Raw genomic sequence first — 3,582 nt, forward strand, 5'->3', positions numbered from 1 at the left:
TCAGTCTTACCAAGTAGTGATGTCACAAGGTTTGCCTTGTCATCACCTGTTGCTGCTACTAGTACTTGGCAGTTGTTCAGGTGGGCGTTATCAAGGGATGTGATTTCACAAGCATCAGCCATCAGCCATTCAGCATCAGGCACGCTCTCCAACTTCAATGCCTTGGGATCCTTATCAATCAAGAGAACCTGATGTCCATTATCCAAAAGTTCGCGAGCAATCGCCCGACCAACATTTCCTGCTCCTGCTATTGCAATTCTCATTGACGTTCACCTTCTGGGCTACTTGCAAGAATTTCTTCGGTCCGAGCTATATCTGCATCTGAAACCATCACATGGATTAGATCACCTTGTTGCAAAACTGTGTGTTCATCAGGGATTAAGCCTTCACCTAGGCGCGTAATGAATGCAACACGTGCAGGGGTTAGGGAATCAATCAAGAGAATTGGACGTCCGTACCAATCATTGTGTGGATTCATCTCGCACAGTTGAACCATTCCTGTTGCATCGCGCCATTCAGATTTAGAACCCTCTGGAGCAAGGCGACGAAGAATTTGATCGGTTGCCCAAAGAACGGTTGCAACTGTTGGAATACCGAGGCGCTGATAAATTTCAGCGCGGCCTGGGTCATAGATACGCGCAACTACATTTTGGACACCATAAGTTTCGCGGGCAACGCGAGCTGCCAGAATATTTGAGTTATCACCGTTGCTTACAGCGGCAAATGCATCAGCATCTTGAATGCCGGCTTCTAACAAGACCTCGCGGTCAAAGCCGACTCCCGTAACTGTTCTGCCCTTGAAGTCTGGACCTAGTCTGCGAAATGCTTCTCGAGCCTGGTCGATGACTGCGACTGTATGGCCGGCTGCTTCCAGTTCGGTGGCGAGTGATGAACCAACTCGACCGCAACCCATGATGACTACGTGCACAGGAGGTAACTTACACCCATAGGCTTACATCCATGGCATCAAACAAGAGTTCAACCCTGAAAACTGGAGATCTGGTGCAGGTCACCATTGAAAAAGTGGCGCACGGGGGACACTTCATTGCGCGTCATGAAGGGGCAGTTATATTCGTTCGCCATGCGATTCCGGGGGAGAGTTGCACCATTCAGATTACGAGCACTGGCTCTTCGTTTAATAGGGCAGATGTTGTTTCTGTGGAGAAGCCTTCAGAATTTCGGGTAGTGGCGCTTTGTAGTTTTGCGCATCGAAATGGATGTGGTGGTTGCGACTTCCAGCACATATTGCCAGAGCATCAGCGAACTTTAAAGTCTGATGTGATTGCTGAGCAATTCTCTCGAATAGCAAAGATGGAGCTTCGGGTGGATGTAGAGGAAGTTGGAACGAGCACGCATTGGCGAACACGCGCCATTGCAACTACTGACCGTAATGGAAAACTGGGATTCTACAAATCCCGTTCTCATTCAATCGCACCAGTGACTGATTGCATTATTTGTGTTGATGGAATTAACTTGAGTGAAGTCGCCAGTCGCGAACTAAAGGGTGATGTTCGAGTTGAAATTAGTGCTTCAAATACTGGAGAGCGTTCGATTGCGTTGGCACCAACTCGAGGTGAAGAAAAGGCTCGATTAACCGAAGGTCCTGCGGTATTACATGAAAATGTCTTGGGCCGAACTCTGGAAGTCAGTCACGAATCATTTTGGCAAAGCCACAAAAAAGCACCAGAGGTTTTGACACAAGCTGTTCTTGATTATGCAGAACTACAAACAGGAGAGCATGTCTTAGACCTCTATGGTGGAGTTGGTTTGTTTTCAGCAGCTATTGTGGATGCAGTTGGTCCTTCAGGACATGTTGATCTCATCGAAGGTAGCAAAGTTGCTACCGCAGATGCGGCTCGTAACTTTGCCTCCTATAAAAACATAACTATTGCTACTGGTGATGTTGCAATGTTATTACCCAGAATTACGGCTGCAGATGTAGTTGTTCTGGATCCACCTCGAGATGGGGCCGGAAAAGAAGTAGTTGCTCAGATCGCGCGATTAGCACCACGTTCGATTGTGTATGTGGCGTGCGATCCAGCAGCGCTGGCCCGAGATACTGCCTATCTTGCAGATCACAGTTATTCACTCGTAAAAGTGCGTGCTTTTGATCTCTTTCCGATGACACATCACATCGAATGTGTTGCCCTGTATACGCGCGCTGAGGTATCTTCAGCACTCTGAAAGCTTCTACGAAAGGCAGATAATGAGTAAAAACTCTTTCAACGCAAGAAAGAATCTAGATGTTGCGGGCAAGAGTTTTGAAATCTTCGATATCTCCCAGATCGAAGGGGCATCAAATCTGCCATTTAGCCTCAAGGTTCTACTGGAAAACCTCCTACGAACTGAAGATGGCGCGAACATCACGGCAGATCACATCAATGCATTGGCTACCTGGGATCCAGCTGTAGAGCCAGATACTGAAATTCAATTCACTCCAGCCCGTGTTGTTATGCAGGATTTCACTGGCGTTCCTTGCATCGTGGATCTTGCAACCATGCGTGAAGCAATTGTTGAACTCGGAGGAGATGCTTCGAAAGTAAACCCACTTGCACCAGCTGAACTAGTCATCGATCACTCTGTTATCGCAGACAAGTTTGGTACCAAGGATTCCTTTGAGCAGAACACAGATATTGAGTATGAGCGAAACCAGGAACGTTATCGATTCTTACGATGGGGCCAGACTGCCTTTGATGAGTTTAAAGTTGTGCCACCGGGAACTGGGATTGTGCACCAAGTAAATATTGAGTACTTAGCACGCGTTGTAATGACTCGAACTGTTGAAGGAACTCTTCGCGCATACCCAGATACAGTCGTTGGAACTGATTCACACACAACTATGGTCAACGGCCTTGGCGTGCTCGGCTGGGGTGTTGGCGGTATCGAGGCAGAGGCTGCGTTGTTAGGTCAGCCAGTTTCGATGCTGATCCCTCGCGTAGTGGGCTTCAAGCTAACTGGAGCATTACCTTTAGGGACAACTGCTACGGATTTAGCGTTAACCATAACTGAAATCCTGCGCAAGGTCGGAGTAGTTGGAAAGTTTGTTGAGTTCTTTGGTCCAGGGGTGACATCGGTGCCTATGGCTAACCGAACAACAATTGGAAATATGAGTCCTGAATATGGTTCGACATGTGCCATCTTCCCAATCGATGAAGAGACCCTGCGCTACCTACGTCTTACAGGCCGAAATGATGATCAAGTTTCTTTAGTTGAACAGTATGCAAAGCAACAGGGTATGTGGCATGACCCGTTAGTTGAGCCACGCTTCTCTCAAGTAGTTGAGCTAGATCTTTCAACCGTTGTGCCATCAATTTCAGGCCCAAAGCGCCCACAGGATCGTATTTCTCTGAGCGATTCAAAGAATGCATACGAAAAGATAGTTCCAACCTATTTCAGCGACAAGACTGATAGAGGCGAAGTAGCTGCAGGATCAACCCGAGTCAAAAACGGCGATGTTGTCATTGCATCTATTACCTCTTGCACAAATACCTCTAACCCTTCAGTCATGATCGGTGCTGCACTTCTTGCTAAGAAGGCTGTTGAAAAAGGTCTCAAATCAAAGCCATGGGTTAAGACCACTTT

At 47.4% G+C, this 3,582-nt stretch carries 4 protein-coding genes; 2 read left to right on the top strand and 2 right to left on the bottom strand.

Annotation, left to right across the window (positions count from 1 at the left end):
* On the bottom strand, nucleotides 1–263 hold a 263-nt coding region (locus AC9UH7_RS06150; protein WP_509596258.1), incomplete at its 3' end, for a potassium channel family protein.
* Complete coding sequence (locus AC9UH7_RS06155; RefSeq protein WP_509596260.1) at nucleotides 260–928, bottom strand: potassium channel family protein; 669 nt, start codon at nucleotides 926–928, stop codon at nucleotides 260–262. The genes AC9UH7_RS06155 and AC9UH7_RS06150, both read right to left, overlap by 4 nt.
* Before the next feature lie 32 nt (nucleotides 929–960).
* Between AC9UH7_RS06155 and AC9UH7_RS06160 the strand changes: the two genes are divergently transcribed.
* Together AC9UH7_RS06160 and acnA are read left to right on the top strand one after the other, a co-directional pair.
* Entirely contained in the window at nucleotides 961–2,184 is a 1,224-nt protein-coding gene (locus tag AC9UH7_RS06160; RefSeq protein ID WP_509596261.1) for a class I SAM-dependent RNA methyltransferase, read from the top strand.
* Between the two features lie 22 nt (nucleotides 2,185–2,206).
* The coding region (gene acnA / locus AC9UH7_RS06165) for an aconitate hydratase AcnA (RefSeq protein ID WP_509596263.1) at nucleotides 2,207–3,582 on the top strand (1,376 nt) is incomplete at its 3' end.

This window comes from Candidatus Planktophila sp. (assembly GCF_044348745.1).
GTDB lineage: Bacteria > Actinomycetota > Actinomycetes > Nanopelagicales > Nanopelagicaceae > Planktophila.